General features: G+C 41.6%; 21 protein-coding genes. 16 read left to right on the forward strand and 5 right to left on the reverse strand.

The window, feature by feature from the left end:
- Positions 1-115: 115 nt before the first annotated feature.
- Positions 116-676, forward strand: coding sequence for an inorganic diphosphatase (locus ACRQ5D_RS20600; protein WP_091168153.1), 561 nt, complete (start codon positions 116-118; stop codon positions 674-676).
- A 247-nt stretch (positions 677-923) separates the two neighbouring features.
- Positions 924-2,045, forward strand: coding sequence for an XrtY-associated glycosyltransferase XYAG1 (locus tag ACRQ5D_RS20605; RefSeq protein ID WP_091168149.1), 1,122 nt, complete (start codon positions 924-926; stop codon positions 2,043-2,045).
- Between the two features lie 106 nt (positions 2,046-2,151).
- On the opposite strand, the gene ACRQ5D_RS20610 is transcribed toward ACRQ5D_RS20605, so the two are convergent.
- Genes ACRQ5D_RS20610 through ACRQ5D_RS20625 form a run of 4 tightly spaced genes read right to left on the reverse strand, consistent with a single transcriptional unit; the run spans position 2,152 to position 4,487 of the window.
- Positions 2,152-2,475 (reverse strand): hypothetical protein, encoded by a 324-nt coding sequence (locus ACRQ5D_RS20610; protein ID WP_091168146.1) that lies wholly within the window; start codon positions 2,473-2,475, stop codon positions 2,152-2,154.
- A gap of 35 nt (positions 2,476-2,510) precedes the next feature.
- A complete protein-coding gene (locus tag ACRQ5D_RS20615; protein WP_091168141.1) occupies positions 2,511-3,443 on the reverse strand; it encodes a cation diffusion facilitator family transporter in 933 nt (310 codons plus the stop codon).
- 5 nt (positions 3,444-3,448) lie between these two features.
- The gene (locus tag ACRQ5D_RS20620; protein WP_431200831.1) at positions 3,449-3,949 is read right to left on the reverse strand and encodes an AI-2E family transporter; all 501 of its coding nucleotides are present in this window, start codon (positions 3,947-3,949) and stop codon (positions 3,449-3,451) included.
- A 7-nt stretch (positions 3,950-3,956) separates the two neighbouring features.
- Positions 3,957-4,487, reverse strand: a complete 531-nt coding sequence (locus tag ACRQ5D_RS20625; protein ID WP_432326431.1) for an AI-2E family transporter — start codon at positions 4,485-4,487, stop codon at positions 3,957-3,959.
- A gap of 230 nt (positions 4,488-4,717) precedes the next feature.
- Between ACRQ5D_RS20625 and ACRQ5D_RS20630 the strand changes: the two genes are divergently transcribed.
- The 10 genes from ACRQ5D_RS20630 (at position 4,718) to ACRQ5D_RS20675 (ending at position 14,821) form a co-directional block, all read left to right on the forward strand.
- Complete coding sequence (locus ACRQ5D_RS20630) at positions 4,718-5,029, forward strand: sugar MFS transporter (RefSeq protein ID WP_143020759.1); 312 nt, start codon at positions 4,718-4,720, stop codon at positions 5,027-5,029.
- 7 nt (positions 5,030-5,036) lie between these two features.
- A complete protein-coding gene (locus ACRQ5D_RS20635) occupies positions 5,037-5,891 on the forward strand; it encodes an ROK family protein (protein WP_091168129.1) in 855 nt (284 codons plus the stop codon).
- Between the two features lie 63 nt (positions 5,892-5,954).
- The gene (locus ACRQ5D_RS20640) at positions 5,955-6,239 is read left to right on the forward strand and encodes a glycoside hydrolase family 2 protein (protein WP_091168126.1); all 285 of its coding nucleotides are present in this window, start codon (positions 5,955-5,957) and stop codon (positions 6,237-6,239) included.
- A 164-nt stretch (positions 6,240-6,403) separates the two neighbouring features.
- The gene (locus ACRQ5D_RS20645; protein WP_091168123.1) at positions 6,404-8,206 is read left to right on the forward strand and encodes a M61 family metallopeptidase; all 1,803 of its coding nucleotides are present in this window, start codon (positions 6,404-6,406) and stop codon (positions 8,204-8,206) included.
- A gap of 118 nt (positions 8,207-8,324) precedes the next feature.
- Positions 8,325-9,077, forward strand: coding sequence for a hypothetical protein (locus tag ACRQ5D_RS20650; protein WP_431200304.1), 753 nt, complete (start codon positions 8,325-8,327; stop codon positions 9,075-9,077).
- Complete coding sequence (locus tag ACRQ5D_RS20655) at positions 9,053-10,558, forward strand: S41 family peptidase (RefSeq protein ID WP_431200305.1); 1,506 nt, start codon at positions 9,053-9,055, stop codon at positions 10,556-10,558. The genes ACRQ5D_RS20650 and ACRQ5D_RS20655 overlap by 25 nt, the downstream gene beginning before the upstream one ends.
- 39 nt (positions 10,559-10,597) lie before the next feature.
- Entirely contained in the window at positions 10,598-11,554 is a 957-nt protein-coding gene (locus tag ACRQ5D_RS20660) for an adenylyltransferase/cytidyltransferase family protein (RefSeq protein WP_091168116.1), read from the forward strand.
- A 300-nt stretch (positions 11,555-11,854) separates the two neighbouring features.
- Complete coding sequence (rpsO, locus tag ACRQ5D_RS20665; RefSeq protein ID WP_090524765.1) at positions 11,855-12,133, forward strand: 30S ribosomal protein S15; 279 nt, start codon at positions 11,855-11,857, stop codon at positions 12,131-12,133.
- 127 nt (positions 12,134-12,260) lie between these two features.
- Positions 12,261-14,393 (forward strand): polyribonucleotide nucleotidyltransferase, encoded by a 2,133-nt coding sequence (pnp, locus tag ACRQ5D_RS20670; RefSeq protein WP_091168327.1) that lies wholly within the window; start codon positions 12,261-12,263, stop codon positions 14,391-14,393.
- 155 nt (positions 14,394-14,548) lie between these two features.
- Entirely contained in the window at positions 14,549-14,821 is a 273-nt protein-coding gene (locus tag ACRQ5D_RS20675; protein WP_091168111.1) for a hypothetical protein, read from the forward strand.
- Positions 14,822-14,996: 175 nt separating this feature from the next.
- Here ACRQ5D_RS20675 and ACRQ5D_RS20680 read toward each other — a convergent pair whose 3' ends face one another.
- Positions 14,997-16,163: a putative sensor domain DACNV-containing protein gene (locus ACRQ5D_RS20680; protein ID WP_091168108.1), complete on the reverse strand. Its 1,167-nt coding sequence runs from the start codon at positions 16,161-16,163 to the stop codon at positions 14,997-14,999.
- Between the two features lie 242 nt (positions 16,164-16,405).
- Here ACRQ5D_RS20680 and ACRQ5D_RS20685 point away from each other — a divergent pair, with 242 nt between their 5' ends.
- From ACRQ5D_RS20685 to ACRQ5D_RS20700, 4 genes are all read left to right on the forward strand, one after another.
- Complete coding sequence (locus ACRQ5D_RS20685; protein WP_167516166.1) at positions 16,406-16,576, forward strand: hypothetical protein; 171 nt, start codon at positions 16,406-16,408, stop codon at positions 16,574-16,576.
- A gap of 71 nt (positions 16,577-16,647) precedes the next feature.
- Positions 16,648-17,808 (forward strand): MFS transporter, encoded by a 1,161-nt coding sequence (locus ACRQ5D_RS20690; RefSeq protein ID WP_091168104.1) that lies wholly within the window; start codon positions 16,648-16,650, stop codon positions 17,806-17,808.
- A 95-nt stretch (positions 17,809-17,903) separates the two neighbouring features.
- On the forward strand, positions 17,904-18,419 hold the full coding sequence (locus ACRQ5D_RS20695) for a DinB family protein (RefSeq protein WP_091168101.1): 516 nt from the start codon (positions 17,904-17,906) through the stop codon (positions 18,417-18,419).
- Positions 18,420-18,560: 141 nt separating this feature from the next.
- Positions 18,561-19,163, forward strand: coding sequence for a TetR/AcrR family transcriptional regulator (locus tag ACRQ5D_RS20700; RefSeq protein ID WP_091168098.1), 603 nt, complete (start codon positions 18,561-18,563; stop codon positions 19,161-19,163).
- Positions 19,164-19,245 lie beyond the last annotated feature (82 nt).

Raw genomic sequence — 19,245 nt, forward strand, 5'->3', positions numbered from 1 at the left:
TTTTTGAAGCATTTGAGTAATAAAGTAGATTGAAATAAAATGAAAATGTTTTAATTGAATCGGTAAATTGTTGGTACTTTCATAAAAAAATAACCAAAATATTGAATTACTACCAATGAATACACAGCATCCATGGCATGAAGTTTCAACCGGGCCTAAAATTCCCTATGTTGTAAACGCAGTTATTGAAATTCCCAAGGGCTCAAAGGCTAAATATGAGATTGATAAAGAATCCGGACTTTTAAAATTAGACCGCGTGCTTTTTTCTTCAGTAATGTATCCGGCCAATTATGGATTTATCCCTCAAACCTATTGTGATGATCAGGATCCGCTTGATATTTTAGTTTTATGCTCGGTTGATGTTTTTCCGCTGTCTGTCATCGAAGCTAAGGTGATAGGGGTAATGCATATGGTTGACAATGGCGAACAGGATGACAAAATCATTGCCGTTGCTAATAATGATATGTCGGTTAATTATATAAATGATTTAAGCGAACTGCCACCTCATACAATTAAAGAGATAGAGTGTTTCTTTAAAGATTACAAGGTTTTGGAAGGTAAAAATGTAACTGTTGAACGCTGGATGGGGGTAAGTTACGGCCATCAGGTGATAGAAGATAGTATGGTATTATACGATGTTAATTTTAAACCCGTCCAAACCAAAGTTGCCGGTTAAAATATTAAGATCTGGCAAAAAATGTTTAACCCTGCTTCTTTTAATTGAGTTGCGGCGTTAAACATTTTTTATTTTTACTTCGTGCTGCCGGGGGCGTAGTTAATCTTTGGGAGTTAGTACTTTTGGTTTCGTCCAGGATTTGCCTGCTCCGTTTATACCTCGATAATTTTAGGTTTAAAATTGCAGCAGGCTAAATAACCCCTCCGCGGGATGCATATTTGCATTCTCATATTGCTAATGATGTTTTATGAAAATACTGCACATTATACCTGCTTATAAACCCGCTTACGGCTACGGAGGTCCAACTGAATCTGTATCGCGGCTTTGCGAGGGATTAGCAGCTAATGGGCATGTTGTTGACGTTTTTACCACTACCGCTAATGGTAAAACCGAACTGGATGTAATACCCGGAGCTAAAACGAATGTTGAAGGGGTTAATGTGATTTATTTTAAACGGATCACCGGTGATCATACGCACGTTAGTCCGGCATTATGGCGCAGGCTTGTTAAAACTGCCAACCACTATGATGTGATCCATATTCATTCGTGGTGGAGTATTTTAAACGTAATTGCTGCACGGATCGCCTTGTTCAGTAAAGCCAAGGTTATTTTGGCGCCCCGCGGCATGCTAAGCGGGTACGTATTTGAAAGCGGGAACAACAGCTACAAAAAATTGATCCATAAATTAGGTGGTCGTAAAATTTTAAAGAAATGCGTGCTGCACGCTACCGCCCAATCTGAATATATGGAGTGCAGGAAGTTGATTCCGGGCTGGCAGGGCTTTGTATTACCCAATATTTTATCATTACCTGATATCGAAATAAAGGAACCCTATAATGAGTGCTTCAGGATTATTTTTATGTCGCGCATTCATCATAAAAAAGGACTTGAAAAACTATTTATTGCTATAAGCAAGCTCTCTTTTAACCTGAAACTTGTTATTGCCGGCGATGGCGAGGAAGCATATATACAGCAATTGAAACAACTTGCAGTTGAGTTAAATATAGCTTCAAAAATTGACTGGATAGGCTGGGTGAACCGGGATGAGAAATTTGAACGGCTTAACCAGTCTGATCTGTGTGTCCTCACCTCCTTTAATGAAAACTTCGCGAATGTGGTGGTTGAATCGCTGCATATGGGTACTGCTGTTTTAGTTTCCGAAAATGTAGGTCTTTCCGATTTTGTTGGTGAAAATAACCTGGGTTGGGTTTGTACATTAGATACAGTCGACATTGTCGAAAAGCTGAACGAAGCTCACCTTGCAAAGCAAAAATTAGATCACATCCGTAAGCATGGCCGCGAAATTATCCGAACGACATTTCATGAGCAGGTGCTGATAACAAAGTATTACGAAGAGTATTTAAAATAATTCCTTTTTTCTTTCAGTCAGTTTGCTATCCCGGATGGCTGCCTTCCTTTAAAGCTAAGGCCGAAATGTGCGTTGGAAGTGAAGTTGGTACTATTAAAGGGCCAGACTATTGCCGGCCCTTCTGATACTTATAATGTAAATTCTTTAGCGTTTCGATAGTAGCCTCATCTGTCGAGATCCCGTAGCCCGTTACCAGCGTACCTTTAACACCTTCCGCTGAAGCAAGGGCGTAAACAATAGCCTCATCGGCAGGGTCGGAGGGGCCTTCGTAGCGGTATAGGTCCACTATTTCAAATTCTTTTACCGGGAAGTTTTCCGCGCCTGCTTTAAGATGGTCACCTTCCAGGCTAAATTCATGGGTATAGCCCTGTTCTTTTAATTTGGTTATAGCTTCGGTTACCGTTGCGTAATGAAATTTTTGTTCTTCCATGAGATAGGTATTTGTTATCAATAGCTAATATACAATTAAAGTACGCTGCCTGTTTCAGTAATTTCTGCCGAAAATGTTTCGGGTTGTACCAACACAAAGCGCACCAAACTAAACTCCTGCTTAATACAATCCCGGATCCGGCCTATAGCTTCGTTGATTTGTTCGGTATTCAGATCATCTTTAAAAGCTACTATCAGCATCAAAATAATTTCATCGGGCGATTGATAAGTTGACAGCATGTGCATCACCTTTAAAACAGCATTGTCCTGTTCAACGAGTGTGCTTATCTTAGTCTTCGATTCAGACGAAATACCCTCGCCCATAAGCAAACTCCTGCTTTCGCGGGCTAATATGGCCGAAACACCAACCAAAATTAAACCAACCAATAATGATGCTATACCGTCAAGCACAGGAATGTTGTAACGATGGTTCAGGAACATGCAAATGCCAACAATAAAAAGGCCTGCAACGGCTGCACTATCCTCAAACATCACTAAAAAGTTTGATGGGTCTTTGCTTTTAACTACGGCGTCCCACCAGGTTTGATCGCCCCTTATGGCGTTAAATTCTTTCAGGGCGATGATGAGCGATGAGCCTTCAAATATGACGGATAATCCCAAAACTATATAACTCATAGTAGGATCGCCAAGGGGTTTGGGTTCGCGGATATGTAATATGCCCTGGTAAATGGATAATCCTCCGCCCAGGCCAAATATCATGATAGATACAATGAACGACCAGAAATACAGCTCCTTACCGTAGCCAAAAGGGTGGGTTTTATCGGGTTCTTTGCGTGCCCGGTGCAGACCAAGCAATAGTAGCAATTCGTTAGCAGTATCCACTACCGAGTGAATCCCTTCGGAGATCATAGATCCGCTTCGGCCTATAACGCCCGCTATAAATTTGGTTATTGCTATGAGCAGGTTGGCAATAAGTGCACTATATATCGATTTTTTTGATGAGGGCATATTCCTTAATGCGCTATTACCTCGGCATCGCCAAGTTTTTTAACATACAATTCATCAACCAAAATCACAATGATGGCCACAATAGGAACTGCCAATATGATACCCAGTACCCCCGAAAGCGTTCCCATAACCACCTGGCTGATGATGGTAAGCGCGGGAGGCAGGTTGATCATACGGTTTTGTACTATAGGCACTACGATATTGCTCACCACGGTTTGCGATATTATATAAATGAGCGCCACTATGATAGCTGTATTTGTGCCCATGGTGAGTGCAAGTAATACACCCGGTATCATGGCTATAACCGAACCCAGGTTAGGGATGATCTTTAACATGCCTGCAAATAAGGCTAATATCAATGCTGCCGGAATTCCCATAATGCTTAAGCCCATGGTAAGCAGCAAGCCCAATAATACCATAGAGAGCAGCATCCCTTTAATCCAACCTTTTAATGAAAGACTGATCCTGTCGATAATATCCTGTCCCAATGGTTTTTTTGATCTGATAGCAGCATTAAAATGCCGTTTTTGTAAACATCGGGATTGGTGGTAAAAAAATACTCAGGAACAGGATGATATAAATATCCCCCAACACGCCAAAGCTGGTACTAAAAAAGTGTTGTACCGTAACCACAACTTTATCGGGGTCATTATCGCCCGAAAAATAATCAAGTATTTGCTGCCCCGTTGGGTTTGAAGCCAGTTTAGCCTTAAAATTATTAACCGTATGCGGGAGTGTATCTTTAAGTAAAGCTATCTGGTGCTGTATGGTTGTGCCCATCAAATAAAACAAGCCCGCCACAATTAAAAATGAACCAACTACAGAAATGATCATGGCATACCGCCTGGGCATTTTGGTGTTGCGCTCTATCAGGTCGCCAAGGCCGTGAAAATAAGTCGCGATCAGTGCGCCTGAAAGTACCATGAGCAGTACGTTAAAAGCCACCCGGGCTATCAGTATTACTACAACCAATAAGGCAACAATAGCAACAGTGTGCCATACTTTTTCGATATAAGTAAGCTCTTTCTCTTTTTTTGGGGTCATATAGCAGGTATTTGTTCCATTAACACATTCATGTACTCTAAATGTTTTGATTGAATTAAGTTAACAAGATATTATGAAAGAGATTGATACTGATTGTTACACTTTCTTTTTGAAATATTTTAAAATGAAAGTGTGAGAACTTAAACAAGCTGTTGTAAAATTATTCCTCCAAAGGATTTTTTAACGATATTTAGGTTCATACCGAACCAAAAACCATAGCCCTTCAGTTGATGAAGAAAAACTACTACATCTCATTGTATTCATTTTCAATAGTTGGCTTCTTTATGTCGGTAATATATCTCATTATATTCTCGCTGGCGTTGAGGTCGATAGCTGAAGATCACGGTTCATTTGCCGGGATCCCGGGTGACGGTATTATTGGTGGCGCAATGGTTAAGCTCCTGATAGGTGGCTTGGGCAGCTTGTTTGGCTTAAGGCAGGGGATGTTTTTGCTGTACATTACATTCGGCTACATGCTTAGTATCGGCTTTTGGGCTAAGCCGCTGGTTACCAACAAAACTATTTTTGATAATAAAGCATAATAAATAAATGAGCAATATAAAAGTTATAGGTATTGATCTGGGAGCTACCAATATCCGCGGCGCGGTGGTTAATAATAACACCATCGGTTATATCATATCGCAACGGATAAAAAGCGAAGGCAGTGTAGAAGATGTGCTGAACGATATTTATGCTGTTGTTGATGTCCTGCTGCAAAACGATAAGGCCAGCGCCATAGGCATAGGCGTGCCCAGCGTGGTTGATGTAGCCGAAGGTATTGTTTATGATGTGCAATATATTCCCTCATGGAAGGAAGTACACCTGAAAAAACTGATGCAGGAGCGATACAACATTCCTGTATATGTAAATAATGACGCAAATTGTTTTGCCGTAGGTGAGTTATATTTTGGAAAGGGTAAAGGTGCCGATAGCATGGTTGGCGTAACCCTGGGCACCGGGCTTGGCACTGGCATTATCACCAATGGAAAACTGTACGCAGGCCACAATTGCGGCGCCGGGGAGATAGGTCTTTTTCCCTATATCGATAACGTCCTTGAGTATTATTGCAGCGGCTCATTCTTTGGCAATGTGTACGGATTGAATGGCGTACAGGTATTTAAAGATGCGCAGGCCGGCAAAGAGATGGCATTGGAGCTGTATGCCGAATTAGGAAACCATGTAGGGAATGCCGTGAAAATGATCATGTATGCTTATGATCCCGAACTGATTATTTTAGGCGGATCGGTAAGCCAGGCCTTTGAGTATTTTAAAGACACCATGTGGCAGCAGGTGAAAACCTTTGCCTATTCAAAAACGCTTGAACATATAAAAATCGAGATCTCGGAACTGGAAAACAGCGGTATCATAGGTGCGGCTGCTTTGTATTACGACTATCAGAAGTGAAGTTAATCTGTCATAAAAAAATATTGTTAATGTCGGTAATAGTCCTGCTCAGTACAAGGGTATTTGTGCAGGGGCGACGGGAGTAATAATCAAAATACCGGTATTGCAATTGCGTTTTTTGTACATCTGCGCGCTTTAAAAGAGCAAGGTGGTGACGATATTTTACCGGTGATCTTCAGCGATAATTATATCTCACTGGCACCGGGCGAAAGCAGGGTGATTAAGTGCACCTATAGCACTAAAAATGCCGATGATACAACGCCCTATTTCCCAACCCCGGCCTGGAACCTGGATATAGCTGAGAGCAATGGCGATTGTGGGTTTGAAGATGGGCTGCCGAAGGAGTAGTTTACCCGGGAAATAAGCTGAGTATAACCTGTGTTTCTTTGGCTAAAACATTTGGTGAAATTTATCTCCGGGGGATAAATACAGGTGTTTTTTGGGCTAATTTCCGGTGATTGGTGAAATAAATAAATCGCTGTTTATTATATTCGGCAAAACCCAAGCAGATAATGAAATTACTATCTAATTTAACCCTATCATTTTGCCTGTTTTTTTGTGCCGGTGTTTGGGCCCAGCAACCTGTTAATATGCAATATTCGGTGTCGATGGAAAAGGCGGCCGACCATTTGTATCATGTTGAGTTGACCAATAAAACCCACCTCAAAACGCTTGATTTTAAGATGTGCGTTTGGACGCCGGGCTATTACCAACTAATCAATTTTGCCGGAGCTGTACAAAATTTTACTGTTGCCGATGCAAAAGGCAATTCGCTTAAATTTGATAAGCCCACTAAGGATACCTGGAAAGTTATTAACCCTTCGGCCGGCGATGTAAAGATCTCGTACGATGTTAAAGCGGTTGTGCCGTTTGTAGGCAACGTTTATCTTGACGAAACAAGAGGCTACATTACCCCCGGAGGCCTGTTCATGTACCTCGACCAGGAATTACGCCATCCAGTCACCATCCAAATGAAGCCTTACAGCAAATGGAGCGATCTGGTAGCAACCGGGCTGGATACCCTGAAGGGACAATATCATGTTTACAAAGCCGCCGATTTTGATGTGCTTTATGACAGCCCTTTTTTAATGGGCGAGCTGGAAGTTTTGCCACCTTTCAGCGTGCAGAATAAACCACACAACTTTATCGGTTATAAGTTGCCTGCTTTTGACAGGCAGGCGTTTATGGACGACCTGAAAAAGATAGTAGTGACGGGCAGCAACATCATAGGCGAAATCCCCTATACACACTATACATTTCTATCGATAGGCGCTGGCGGCGGCGGTATCGAACACTTAAACTCAACCTCGTTAAGTTTTAGCGGAGGTGAAGGGTTTAATACTCCCGAAGCCCGTAAAAAGCTGTACAACTTTATAGCGCATGAGTATTTTCACCATTACAATGTTAAACGCATCAGGCCGGTTGAGCTCGGCCCGTTTGATTACTCAAAGGAGAACCACACTAATATGCTTTGGGTATCCGAAGGATTTACAGTTTATTACGAGTACATGATCACCAGGCATGCGGGTTTAATGAATAACGAGGATATGTTTGGCGATTTTCAGAATAACCTGCGTAACTATGAAAATGAACCCGGCCATTTGTATCAATCGGCAACAGAAGCCAGTTATAACACATGGGATGACGGGCCAAACGGCAGGCAGGGCGATGATTTTAATAAAACCATTTCATACTACGATAAAGGGCCGATTTTGGGCTTGATGCTTGATTTCAACATCCGCCATGTAACACAAAATAAAAAAACGCTTGACGACGTAATGCGATTGCTTTATTACAAATATTACAAAAAGCTAAATCGCGGCTTTACAGAGCAGGAGTTCAGGAATGAGTGCGAGAAAATGGCGGGTGTGCCGTTAACAGAGGTATTTGAATATGCATCGACCGTTAAGCCGCCTGATTATCCAAAATATTTCGCTTACGGAGGACTCGCTGTTGATACTGCTACTAAAGTGGTATCGGAATCATGGGCTGGCCTTAACGTGCGGCAGCAGGGCGATACGCTCAGGATCAATACAGTTGCCTATAAATCCCCCGCCTGGGATAAAGGTATCAGGGGGCGCACGGTTATACTTACGGTTGATGGCGCTCCTGCAACAAAAGATGTACTTTACAAGGCCTTCGAAACAAAAAATACTGGAGATAGTTTAACGTTGGGTTTGTTAAAGAACGGCGAAAAGAAAGATGTAACCATTGTTTTGGGTAGGCTGAGGGAAAAGACATTTAAAATTACACCCTTGCCAGGCCCCGATAAATTGCAAGCTGCTATTTTTAAAAGCTGGACGGAAGGAAAATAGCTACTTATCCCGGATTTTTTTGTAAGATCAGGTACACGCTATTTTTTATGATTTACTGTATATTAAATCATAAAAAATAGCGTTTTGGTTTCATTATAAACTTAACCTATCCAAATCAATGAAAAATGCCCTGCTGCTTTCGTGCTTCATAACATCCTTGTTTAGCTGTAATAAATCAAATGGCCAAAATCAACAAGATTTATTAAATGGCGACTTTGAAAAAATAAATCAGGTAAATAAGTATCCTGAAGGCTGGACTCATTCTGACGGTCGTGATTATAAATATGCAGTAGATAGCATTGCTGCGCAGCACGGTAAATATGCACTGTCAATCGCCTCAGAGGTAGATACCGCCGGGTATGGTATTATCAGCTTTGTTATTCCAAAAAGATTTGAAGGGAGTGAGATTGAACTAAAAGGGTATCTGAAAACGGAAGGTGTAGGCTCTGGCTTCGCGGGTTTGTGGCTTCGGATTGACGGTACTTCTGCTTTTGATAATATGCAACGCCAAAATATCCATGGTACAAATGGCTGGAAACAATATAGTATCAAATTGCCATACAATAGCCAAAAGACGATTAATGTAGTTGGCGGTGCACTTCTGGTAGGTAAAGGGAAAATTTGGATTGATGGTCTGCAATTATTTATTGATGGTAAACCCATTGAAAATGCTGTGCCTAAAGCGATAATCAGGGTTAAGGCTGATTTGGATACTGCTTTTAAAAATGGCTCGGGGATTAATACCATTACGCTTAACCCACAAACAATCAATAGCTTAAGATTGCTTGGCCAGGTTTGGGGTTTTTTGAAATATCACCACCCCGCTGTTGCAAAGGGGGTTATAATATGGATGCTGAGCTTTTTAGGGTAATGCCCGCTGTTATAAAAGCCCGGAATAATAGCGAATTAAACCAGCTGCTTGAGCAGTGGACCGATAAGTTTGGTGAAGTGAATGCTTGTGATAATTGCAAACCCGATATAAATAATGCGGTTAAGCCCACGCCCGATTACGGAAATCTATTTGATCATTCGGTGCTCAATAAATCACTCACTGATAAGCTCCGCTTTATTTTAAATAATCATAAAATCACTGAAAGTTATTATGTAAGCATGGCAGAGGGCGTAGGTAACCCCTTATTTGACCACGAAAATGGATATTACCAAATGAAATATCCTGATGCAGGTTACCGCTTGCTGTGCCTGTTTAAATATTGGAATATGGTACAATACTTTTTTCCTTACAAGCATTTGATAGGAAAAGATTGGAATCAAAGCCTGCCTGAGTTTATCCCCCAGTTTGTGAACGACAAAAATTCAACAGAATATATACTCACAACGCTCAAGCTTATCAGTAGTATTCATGATACGCACGCTAATATTTGGAGCGGAAACGCTGAGCTGGAAGCCTATCGCGGTAAATACAGGCCATCATTTAAGGCCGGTTTTGTGGAGAATAAACTGGTGATAACCAGTTTTGAGTCTGATTCACTTGCTGTTAAAGAAAAGTTCAGGATAGGGGATGTGATAACTGCTATTAATGGCATTGCTATAGATGAACTGATCAAAAAATATCTGCCTATAACTGCGGCGTCTAATTACGCAACTCAGTTAAGGGATATGCCGGGCAACTATTTACTGAGGAGTAATAATCCACATTTTGAATTTACCATGCAGCGCGATGGAAATCAATTAAATGCGGTTGTGGAAGGAGTACTCGTTTCAAAAAACGGCTTAATGGGTAGCAGCAATCTTAGTGTTAAAGATCCTGGTTATTATTTAATCAATGAGCAGATAGGCTATCTATATCCGGCAAAATACCACAATGCAAATCTGCCTGCTATCCGGGAGATGTTTAAGAATACAAGGGGTATTATTATTGATATGCGTTGTTATCCTTCGGAATTTATGCCCTTTACCTTTGGAGCGTACGTTAAATCAGGCACGACTCCATTTGTTAAGTTTACTAATGGAAGTATTAATAAGTCGGGTTTATTTGTGGAAACACCACCGCTTAATATTAAGCCTGATGATTCTTACCAGGGTAAAGTTGTGGTGATAGTAAATGAACAATCACAGAGCCAGGCAGAGTACACTACTATGGCTTTTCAAAGTTCACCCAATGTTAAGGTTATAGGTAGTACCACGGCAGGAGCTGATGGCAATGTATCGCAGATTATTTTGCCGGGCGGTATAAGTTCCCTGTTTTCGGGAATAGGGGTATTATACCCGGATGGAACTCAAACCCAGCGAAAGGGTGTGAAAATTGATGTTATAGTAAAACCTACTATTAAAGGTATCAAAGCTGGAGTTGACGAGCCGCTTGAAAAAGCAAAGGCATTGATCATGGAGTAGTAATTAAGTTTTTCTAAATTGCAGAGCAAGCTTAATACTATGAAAATTGCAGAACAAACAGCCCGGTTAACCAAAATTGGCGTTGACAAAATTGTGTTAGACCGCTACCGGGAGCCCCATCGGTTTTACCACACCCTTGAGCATCTGGACGATGTATGGCAACAATTAGAGAACCGGGGCTACAGTGATAATGATGTATTATTGCTGGCTACAATTTTCCATGATATCATTTACGATCCGAGATCCGGCACAAACGAAGAGGATTCGGCGAGATATTTTAACGAAACGTTTACGGGGGATGGAGCGCTCAAAGCTCTTGTAACAGATATTATCCTCGATACCAAACATCACAAGCCGGGCTCGGCATTGTCAGAGATTTTCAGTGCAGCCGATCTTAATATCTTAAAACAGCCATTTGACAAACTGCTGATTTATGAGCAGCAAATATTTAAGGAATTTCAGTTTGTAGATCACAAAATCTATAAAGAAAAAAGAGTAGAGGTATTAACAAGCCTGCAACAAAGTGTTGATAACCCGGCCCTGGATTATTTAATAGCCCATGTAGAAAACTTTAAACCCCGTATAGCAGTATATCCGGGGAGCTTTAATCCATTCCACAAAGGGCATTATAATATACTCCAAAAGGCCGAGCGAATTTTTGATAAGGTGATTATAGCCCGTGGTGTTAACCCAGGTAAAGATAAAGCCACATACGAATTGCCGGAAATATTAAGATACAGGCAAACTGAAACTTACGAAGGATTACTCACCGAATTTGTAGATGGTTTGGGGTATGACGTTACTATTATCCGGGGATTACGAAATGGATCGGATTTACAGTACGAACTGAACCAATACCGCTATCTTCAAGAGTTAGGCGGCAAAAACATCAGTGTAACGGCCATTTTTTGTGATATGGAATTTGAACACATCTCAAGTACAGGTATCAGGCAACTGGAGAAGTATGGTAAAGCAGGAGAGTATTTGTTATTTTGATAGTTGGCTGGTGGTAGTATAAATTGATTTCGGAGTTGGGATTTTCAATTTCGAATTTATTACGTCTGAGCCCCACTTTATGGAATTTAAAGAATAGACAGAGTAATTGCAAATTCTATAAATTCCCTTAACTCCATAAATTCGAGTTCCGACAATAACAACCACTCACTTAATCCAACTCAATCAACCACTCACCTAATCCAAAAAACAAATCAACCCACCCCTTGCTTTTGCATAATTAATCACTATCTTTGCACCCACAATTAATAAAATAGTTAACGCTTTAATATTATTCAAGTAATGTATTTAGGTAAAGAAGCAAAGGCAGAGATCTTTGCAAAACACGGTAAATCAGCAGCTGACACAGGTTCGGCCGAAGGTCAGGTAGCATTATTTACTACTCGTATTGCTCACTTAACAGGGCATTTGAAAAAAAACAAAAAGGATTTTTCAACTCAATTATCGCTACAAAAATTAGTAGGTAAACGTCGTGCGTTACTTGCTTACCTGTATAATAAAGACATTGAAAGGTACCGTGCTATCATCAAAGCTTTACAGCTAAGGGATATCATTAAGTAATTCTCTCCTTTTTTATTTAAAAGCCATCCCCATTTTAGGATGGCTTTTTTACTTTTGCAACATATATTTACACACATAAAATCCGATGCGCTCCCGAAGATGAAAAGTGCATCACAAACAAAAAAAGATGAGTTTAAACGTAATTAAAAAAGTTATTGATCTGGGCGACGGACGCACCATTGAGATCGAAACAGGTAAACTGGCCAAACAAGCGGATGGTTCGGTAGTGATAAAAATGGGTGACACCATGTTATTGGCTACTGTTGTATCATCGCCTGAAGCTAAAGAAGGAGTTGACTTCTTGCCTTTATCTGTTGACTACCAGGAAAAATACGCTGCAACAGGCCGTATCCCGGGTGGTTTTTTACGCCGCGAGGCCCGTTTATCAGACTATGAGGTTTTGATCTCCCGTTTGGTTGACCGTGCTTTACGTCCATTATTCCCTGAAGATTATCACGCTGATACACAAGTGATGATCTCTTTAATATCTGCCGATAAAGATATTATGCCCGATGCATTGGCCGGTTTGGCAGCATCTGCAGCTTTATCTGTATCTGATATACCTTTTAACGGTCCAATCTCTGAGGTACGTGTTGCTAAAATTGACGGGCAGTTAGTAATTAACCCTACTTTAAGCCAGCTTGAAAATGCAACTTTAGAATTTATTGTTGCAGGTAGCGAGCATGATATCAACATGGTTGAGGGCGAATCAAAAGAAATTCAGGAAGCTGAATTGGTTGAAGCCATCAAATTTGCCCATACTGCTATTAAACTGCAATGTTTAGCTCAAAAAGAACTGACCATTGAAGTTGGTAAAACCGAAAAACGTGTTTATAGCCATGAGCATAGCAATGAGGACTTGAAAAAAGCTATCTACGCTGCTACTTATGATCAGGTTTACGCCATTGCTTCTGCTGCATCTGCAAAAGAAGAGCGGAGTGCTAAGTTTAAAGAAGTGCGTGACGCCTATATCGAAACCTTAGGTGAGATAGATGATATTACTAAAGGCCTTGCTAAAAAATATTACCACGATGTGGAATATGATGCTATCCGTAACCTTGTGTTAGACGAAGGCAAACGTTTAGATGGTCGTACTACTACACAGATCCGCCCGATATGGAGCGAAGTTGGCTATTTGCCATCGGCTCACGGTTCGGCGATATTTACCCGCGGCGAAACCCAGTCATTAACTACCGTTACCTTAGGTGCTAAGGATGACGAGCAAATGATTGACGGTGCGTTCATTAACGGTTACCAGAAATTCCTGTTACACTACAATTTCCCTGGTTTTTCAACCGGCGAAGTTAGGCCTAACAGGGGTGCCGGCCGTCGTGAAATTGGGCACGGTAACCTGGCTATGCGTTCATTGAAACAGGTATTGCCATCTGAAGATGAAAACCCTTACACTATCCGTGTAGTTTCTGATATTTTGGAATCAAACGGTTCTTCTTCAATGGCTACAGTTTGTGCCGGTACACTGGCGCTTATGGATGCAGGTGTTAAAATTAAAGAGCCTGTATCAGGTATCGCGATGGGTTTGATCACCAACGAAATGGGTACCAAATATGCTATCCTTTCTGATATCCTTGGTGATGAAGACCACTTAGGTGATATGGACTTTAAAGTAACCGGTACTAAAAACGGTATCGTTGCTGTACAGATGGACTTGAAGATCAACGGCCTTTCATACGAAGTATTAACCAACGCGTTAAACCAGGCTAAAGATGGCCGTTTACATATTCTTGGCGAAATGGCTAAAACCATTACCGAGGCACGTGCCGACTACAAACCACACGCTCCGCGTATCGTTACCATTAAAATTGATAAAGAATTTATTGGTGCAGTTATCGGGCCCGGTGGTAAGATCATCCAGGAAATGCAACGCGAAACTGGTGCTACCATCTCTATCGAAGAAAAAGACAACCAGGGTATCGTTCAGGTATTTGCCGATAACAAGGCTTCTATCGACGCAGCGTTGGGTCGCATCCGCGCTATCGCTTCAAAACCAGAAGTTGGCGAGATTTACGAAGGTAAAGTAAAATCAATTATGCCTTTCGGTGCGTTTGTTGAAATTATGCCAGGTAAAGATGGTTTGCTGCACATATCTGAAATTGATCACCGCCGTATTGAAACGATGGATGGCATCTTCCAGATAGGCGACGAAGTAAGGGTTAAACTGCTTGACGTAGATAAGCAAGGTAAACTAAAGCTATCGCGCAAGGTTCTGCTACCTAAGCCTGAACCAAAGCAAAATAATTAAGTATTTTTATACAGTAGCAAAACCCTCTTTATGAGGGTTTTGCTATTTTGTTTTAATTTTTTTTATTTTTTTAAAACAAAAAGCGGATGTTTAAACTTATTAACTGTTAATACGTAGTTGATAAAACCATAATTCCGATCCTGTTTGATAAAAAAATGACCCCTGCTACTAACGATCCTTTAGATTTTCTGAGCAAGAATTCGGCTGGAATGCAGACGGGTACTCAAATTGATTTGGTTCAGCAGTTGCTCTACGAAATAATAAGGGTTAAAGAAATTATTGTTTATTATGACTCCATTCCCAATGGAGGCGGTCAGCTTGGATCATCTATCCTCAATGAGCTGGTTTCAGAAGCTTATCAGTCGCTGGTTAATTACGATACCGTACTGATGCGGAAATATTACGATTTATTGTTGAACTGCGATTAAACGCTCCCCAGCCCCCTAAAGGGGGAGGTTAGGGACATAGATTAGTGACTGGAGATTAAGGATTAGGAATCCAGGAGGAGATTAAATCATTAACTAAAGATGTTTATCTGTTTGTTTTAATTTACGAAAATTATTGCGAGATACCTTTCTATCTCCCCCTTTAGGGGGCCGGGGGCTACAGCAACAATATATCAATCTGGTGCGCATGCACCATCCCCACAACCGGCGACCATGCAAATACTGTAAACCGGCCATCCTGCGAAGCTACCAGTGCTAAGGCGTCCTTTTGATCAAAAACAAACTGTGCCGCCGCTAAATGCCTTGTACCGCCGTTTTGCGCCGGGTGGATCACCCGGGTTGAGCAACCGACAATAGGCTCGGTCACTACGATCTCTTCGACAGGTGAGCTTTTTGCTGCACGACCTATTTTGGCACCGAAAGCCAGCAACTCATGTTTATCATTTATCAGCGTTGCGCCGTCTATCGAGGTTAATCCGCCTATGGTATCAACCGCGCGGCGCATTTTTTCCTGCCATGAGGTGTGGTAACGGTCGATGCCTTCGTGAATCATCAAATCGGTAAGACCTGAGAACGGAGGATCGACAGGATAGGAGATCGGGGTAATGATAGATTCGCGCCATTCTTCATTTCCGGAGGGCACAACTAATAATATGCCGCCACGTTTATGGGCTTGCATGGAGGTAGCCAGCTGAACTAATACGTTTACCGGATCATTCCATAGAGACGGCAAAGTAAAATCAAGCATGGCCGAAAGTACATTAGGGCAATCAGAAATGCTGGAGCCGTGCTCGTCAACAACTTTGATATCGTCGCCTTTTAATATGGCTATGTTTACAAATTTGCCAAAACCCTCTACACGGCGATGTTTGATCACCAATAATCCGGGTTCAATTACTTCCAGCACAAAACAGTAAGCCGGAATAGCCAGGGTAGTTCCCCAGATGTATAGTTCATCATCTTCTATCCAGATGCCTAAATGAATGCCCGGCTGTTGTACTGCCGAGGCAAATTTGGTGAGGATATTAGGCGCGAGTTTAATTTTTCCACCAAACAACAACGGCTGACCGGCAGCTTCGGGCGGCAAAAAAGCAAGTGTGAATTTTGGTGAAAATCCCTCTTCCCGTCGCAAGCTTGCCCAAAATGAGATATCGATGAGTGATTCGATAGTGGTGCAGCTGGGGGTAGGAGCAAGGTCTATCTCATTATTATCGGCAAGCGCCTTGGCATGAAAATGCCTGAAATGCCTTTCAATAATGGTTGCTACTTTACCGGCTGCTTTATATGTAGGTCCTGAACTCAAAGTTTTGGTGGTGTCTTTCATTTAAATACTTATCTCAAAAGTAAAGCTAAAAAAACATGCTAACAAACTAACGCATCAATATTGCAATTAGATGAGCCGGCCTCATCCCAAACCCTTTTCCAAAGGGGGAGGATTAAATGAGGCTGTTTGTCAACCGTTTATCATACTCATTATCAATTATCTTCCTAAAGTCAGTTGTTGATCCAGGTGAATTTTTTTGAAACTATTGTAGCAATTTTGCAGCCTGAAACGATAATGTAATCATGAAACTCATATCACACCTCATATCACTCACCCTGCCGGATACCACACCACTGCAGGTATCAGCCCTTTTAAACCTCGGGTTAACTTACGTACAACAAGGTTTCAATAAAGTTTTTCATAAAGCGGCTCAAAATAATCAGCCTTGCGGCGAACTTCAGCCATGTATGTAAGCTGTATTTAATTGCAGATAACGGCAACCGTCCTTATAAATTATAGCTAAATTTGCGTGTAATTATTAAGTATGGATCAGCTAACGGCTGCGGGCAAATCAAAAATGCGGATTGCCAACAGTGTCTTCTTCTTTGTTTCGGGCTTCGGGTATTCTTCATGGGCCTCGCGTATTCCATCCATAAAACATCAGCTTAATTTAAACGAAGCCCAGTTGGGGGTTGTGCTGTTTGCTATGCCTGTTGGCCTGATGCTTACCATGCCTTTAACGGCTAAAATGATCAAGCATTTCAGCAGCCGTATAATGATGCTGATAGGTGCACTGGCCTTTAGTCTGGTGCTTTGCCTGCCCGGTTTTGCAGCTTATATGTGGCAACTGATAGTAGTTTTATTTTTTGTTGGCTCAACCCGTAATATATTAGGTTTATCCATGAACTCGCAGGCCGTGGGGATCCAGGCTTTGTATGATAAATCGATCATGGTAACATTCCACGGCATCTGGAGCCTGGCCGGTTTTGGCGGCGCTGCTGTCGGCTATTTAATGGTATTATTTAACGTAGAGCCGTCATATCATTTATTAGCAGTAGGAATTGCAATGCTGATCCTCTCGGTAATATTTTATCCCTCAACATATGATTATCAGCCTGCCGAAACACCCAATAAATCGGTGTTTTCCATGCCCGATAAACACTTGCTTAAATTTTCTTTAATATGTTTCGCCTCTATGGCCTGCGAAAACACGCTGTACGATTGGAGCGGTGTTTATTTTGAAAAGGTAGTCCATGCCACCAAATCATTCGCTGAGGCCGGCTTTGTAGTTTACATGGTTACCATGACCATTGGCCGCTTCGCGGGCGATAGGGTAGTATCGGCCATTGGTATAAAAAAGGTGTTAACTTATAGCAGCTCGCTGGTTTTGGCCGGTTTGCTGGTATCTGTGTTTTTACCATATACTTTAACCGTTTATTTGGGCTACGCCATGATAGGCATGGGGGTGTCATGTATAGTGCCGCTGATTTTTAGCATGGCCGGTAAATCAAAAACAATGAACAGCAGCCAGGCACTGGCCGCCATATCAACAGTTGGTTACCTGGGTTTTGTTATAGTACCACCAATAGTTGGTTTTATTGCTCAGGCAGCAAACCTGCAAATAGCTTTTTTTGTTGTTGCCGCCTTTGCTGCCATGATGATATGGCTGGTGCGTAAAATTGAAGATGAGCCTGTGGTATCATAGTTTTGTCATATAAGCTGCTTAGTATTTACGCCAGCCCCGTTTTAGCTTATAATTGTGTCATCAAATCCACTGGTTTGATATAACATCTGCAACAAATGAGCACAAACATTACCGAAACCAGCATACAGCCGTCAACAGAATTATTTATCAAAATGGTAGTCTCCAACTGGGAACTGCAAAACAGTCGCCTAAACGGTTTACTCGATAAGTTAACTGACGAAGCTCTTGCTGCCGAAACTGCTCCCGGCCGAAACAGCGGTATTTACCTGCTGGGCCATCTTACTGCTGTTAGCGACGGAATGTTTACCTATTTAGGTTTGGGCGAAAGGCTCTATCCCCAGCTGGATCAAATTTTTGTTAAAAGTCCTGAAAATTCTGGGTTGGAGAAACCGTCACTGGCTGAGCTTAAACAATATTGGGCTAAAGTAAATGAGGTTTTAACCGAAAGGATGAATGCTATGCAGCCCGAAGAATGGTTTAAGCCGCATAGCGCCATTTCAGCAGATGATTTTGCAAAAGAGCCGCACCGTAACAGATTAAATATCCTGATTAATCGTACTATACACCAGGGCTATCATATTGGGCAATTGGTTTACCTGGTAAAGAAATAAGCGTTTGCCGACCGGATTTGACTCAAAAGGTTTAATCCATGACAATTGGATGAAACGTTTTTTACAAAGGGATGGTAAATAATCCTGAAAACCGTTATACTTTTGCTTAACACTGTTAAATGATTTAATAGTGTGATCAAAATGGCAAGTAAAGAACGAATCCAGCGCTTAAAAGAAGAAACCCGGGTTAATATCCTGGATGCCGCGCTCCACATAGTTAAGCATGAAGGCTGGCAGGCTTTAAGCATGCGGAAGATTGCCGATGTAATTGAATACACCGCACCCATTATATATGAATACTTTGCAAATAAGGATGCTATATTAATGGAACTTACCCGCAAAGGCTATTTGATATTAGCAAAAGACATGGAGGAAGCCAAAGAAAAGCACCGCCTGCCCGAAAAGCAGCTGGAAGCCATGTGGCTTGCTTACTGGAACTTTGCTTTTGAAAATAAGGAACTTTACCAGGTTATGTTTGGCGTACAGATGAACTGTTGCTGCGAGATGGTAAAATCAATGCCCGAAGCCCAGCTCCCTACTACTATGGTTAGCGAGGCTATTATGCAACTGATGGATATAAAAGATATCAATGACGAAATGATCTGCACCAAGTACTATACGTTTTGGTCGGTCGTACACGGTTTGGTGTCCATCAACTTACTGAGCAGGGGATTCTCTGACGAAGTTAACCGCCAGGTTTTAAAAGATACCATAGGCGGTATCATCAGGTCGATGAAAGATTAATTCTTTCTGTGACTTGAAAACTACACTGTTAAATTACCTTACAGTGTTAGGTAATTGTTAAGCACTTTTTAAAACAAACTCT

It is taken from the genome of Mucilaginibacter sp. P25 (assembly GCF_050859465.1).
In the GTDB taxonomy this organism is placed as follows: domain Bacteria; phylum Bacteroidota; class Bacteroidia; order Sphingobacteriales; family Sphingobacteriaceae; genus Mucilaginibacter; species Mucilaginibacter gossypii.

Bases quoted from the DNA above. Each gene is read 5' to 3' on its own strand.
- ACRQ5D_RS20600 (WP_091168153.1), top strand. From the start codon at position 116: ATGAATACACAGCATCCATGGCATGAAGTTTCAACCGGGCCTAAAATT.
- ACRQ5D_RS20605 (WP_091168149.1), top strand. From the start codon at position 924: ATGAAAATACTGCACATTATACCTGCTTATAAACCCGCTTACGGCTAC.
- ACRQ5D_RS20610 (WP_091168146.1), bottom strand. From the start codon at position 2,475: ATGGAAGAACAAAAATTTCATTACGCAACGGTAACCGAAGCTATAACC.
- ACRQ5D_RS20615 (WP_091168141.1), bottom strand. From the start codon at position 3,443: ATGCCCTCATCAAAAAAATCGATATATAGTGCACTTATTGCCAACCTG.
- ACRQ5D_RS20625 (WP_432326431.1), bottom strand. From the start codon at position 4,487: ATGACCCCAAAAAAAGAGAAAGAGCTTACTTATATCGAAAAAGTATGG.
- ACRQ5D_RS20630 (WP_143020759.1), top strand. From the start codon at position 4,718: ATGAAGAAAAACTACTACATCTCATTGTATTCATTTTCAATAGTTGGC.
- ACRQ5D_RS20635 (WP_091168129.1), top strand. From the start codon at position 5,037: ATGAGCAATATAAAAGTTATAGGTATTGATCTGGGAGCTACCAATATC.
- ACRQ5D_RS20645 (WP_091168123.1), top strand. From the start codon at position 6,404: ATGAAATTACTATCTAATTTAACCCTATCATTTTGCCTGTTTTTTTGT.
- ACRQ5D_RS20650 (WP_431200304.1), top strand. From the start codon at position 8,325: ATGAAAAATGCCCTGCTGCTTTCGTGCTTCATAACATCCTTGTTTAGC.
- ACRQ5D_RS20655 (WP_431200305.1), top strand. From the start codon at position 9,053: ATGGATGCTGAGCTTTTTAGGGTAATGCCCGCTGTTATAAAAGCCCGG.
- ACRQ5D_RS20660 (WP_091168116.1), top strand. From the start codon at position 10,598: ATGAAAATTGCAGAACAAACAGCCCGGTTAACCAAAATTGGCGTTGAC.
- rpsO (WP_090524765.1), top strand. From the start codon at position 11,855: ATGTATTTAGGTAAAGAAGCAAAGGCAGAGATCTTTGCAAAACACGGT.
- pnp (WP_091168327.1), top strand. From the start codon at position 12,261: ATGAGTTTAAACGTAATTAAAAAAGTTATTGATCTGGGCGACGGACGC.
- ACRQ5D_RS20675 (WP_091168111.1), top strand. From the start codon at position 14,549: ATGACCCCTGCTACTAACGATCCTTTAGATTTTCTGAGCAAGAATTCG.
- ACRQ5D_RS20680 (WP_091168108.1), bottom strand. From the start codon at position 16,163: ATGAAAGACACCACCAAAACTTTGAGTTCAGGACCTACATATAAAGCA.
- ACRQ5D_RS20685 (WP_167516166.1), top strand. From the start codon at position 16,406: ATGAAACTCATATCACACCTCATATCACTCACCCTGCCGGATACCACA.
- ACRQ5D_RS20690 (WP_091168104.1), top strand. From the start codon at position 16,648: ATGGATCAGCTAACGGCTGCGGGCAAATCAAAAATGCGGATTGCCAAC.
- ACRQ5D_RS20695 (WP_091168101.1), top strand. From the start codon at position 17,904: ATGAGCACAAACATTACCGAAACCAGCATACAGCCGTCAACAGAATTA.
- ACRQ5D_RS20700 (WP_091168098.1), top strand. From the start codon at position 18,561: ATGGCAAGTAAAGAACGAATCCAGCGCTTAAAAGAAGAAACCCGGGTT.